The 1,597-nt window shown below is 44.0% G+C and carries 2 protein-coding genes; one reads left to right on the forward strand and one right to left on the reverse strand.

What is annotated here, in order from left to right:
• On the forward strand, positions 1-1,012 hold a 1,012-nt coding region (locus tag CWD90_RS22880; RefSeq protein WP_239986602.1), incomplete at its 5' end, for a transposase.
• Positions 1,013-1,104: 92 nt separating this feature from the next.
• On the opposite strand, the gene CWD90_RS22885 is transcribed toward CWD90_RS22880, so the two are convergent.
• Positions 1,105-1,449 carry a hypothetical protein gene (locus CWD90_RS22885; RefSeq protein ID WP_103478366.1) on the reverse strand — a complete coding sequence of 115 codons (345 nt, stop codon included), beginning with the start codon at positions 1,447-1,449 and terminating at the stop codon, positions 1,105-1,107.
• Between the last annotated feature and the right edge of the window lie 148 nt (positions 1,450-1,597).

Consider the following 1,597-nt stretch of genomic DNA (forward strand, 5'->3'; position numbering starts at 1 on the left):
ATTGCTCGATCCTTCAAAGTGGCGCAAAACGAACCGAAATCCCTCAGGGAAGTGGCGCAGTTTGAACCGAAATCACTGGCGCAATGAAACCGAAACGCCTGGCGCAATTTGGTCCGAAGTATCCACCAAGTATACGAGCAACAAAACACATTACAGTCCCACGGATCCCGATGCTCGGATCAGCGTAAAACCGGGCAAGGCCAGAAAGCTGAACTACCTCTCGCAGCTCAGTGTCGATACAGCGAACCATGTCATAACCGATATCAGGGCGTACCATGCGGACGGGAAGGACAACCAACAGTTGCCGGATATCGTCCAAAGACTTCGAGCAAGGTTGTGGGAGGAAGGCCTGGTGTGGGAGAACTGTGTAGCGGACACGGGGTACAGTAGTGGCGAGAATTATGCATTTCTGGAGGGAATCGGGCTAAAGAGTTTCATCCCGCCGCACGGCACCTACAAGGGCGGCCCCGATGGGTTCGAATACGTCGGGGAACACGATCATTACCTATGCCCGCAGGGCAAGGCGATACCCTTCACCAAGGTGTTCAACGATCATCGTACGGGTACCAAAAAGAAGGAATACCGGGCAAGGAAGCATGTCTGTACGGGATGTCCGATACGGGAACAATGTCTAGGGCGGAGCGCCCAGGAAAAGAAGTTCAGTGTCACCTATTACCGAGAAGAATATGAACGTAACATCGAACGGGTGAATAGCAGTCAGGGCAGGTATATGAAGGGCAAACGCCAGAGTACGGTGGAGCCTGTTTTCGGTACGCTGACACAGTTCATGGGGCTCAGGAAGATAAACACCATAGGATTGGAACAGGCCAACAAGGTGATGCACCTCTCGGCCATTGCCTACAACCTGAAGAAGTACCTGAAATTCGAACAAAAACGCTCAAAAAGTGGGGTAGGCAAGGCCGCCTTGTCGGTTTTTATAAAAACCGGACTACATAAGCTGCAAAGATGGTTTCTATGCCCTGCAAAAACAATGGTCTGTTCGGGTGCTTAAAAAACAAAACCACCTTAAAAAGCGGTTATCGAGGTCGTTGTTTTAATAATTACGGGGTTGTGCAACGGTTACCATTGTTGTAAACTGTGCTATTATTTTTTCGCCATTAATTTCGAGTAAAATTTTTCTTGTTCCGCATTATTTGGCGCTTTATCATATAAATTAATAAGTCCGAATAAATATAGTCTTTCGTTCATTGTCATTCCTCCTATTCCGTCAATTACAGAATCTCTAAAATCCGACCACATTCCGTAAACTTTTACAAAATCCTCATTTTTGTCATTCCAAGCATTTTCTAGATATAGTTCAACATTTTCTTTTAATTCAATCGCATTTGTTTCGTCTGTTTTCCATAGCTGAATTAATTCCGCCAAGTCTTGAACATTTTTTTTAGATGATACTTTCCTGATTTTATTTGTCAATTCATCAATATTCATTTCCGAATGAGTGGTTTTTCAGCATGTTCGTTAAGGCACATAGTTTACACAAGTTAAAGATTAGCCTTTACACTAAATTAGTTTCTAACCTTGTTGCTTGTTCTTTATTTCTTAAATACTTTTCATCAAAGAAACCTAAAAATGTGTT

This window comes from Arenibacter catalasegens, assembly GCF_002909235.1.
Taxonomy (GTDB): Bacteria; Bacteroidota; Bacteroidia; order Flavobacteriales; family Flavobacteriaceae; genus Arenibacter; species Arenibacter catalasegens.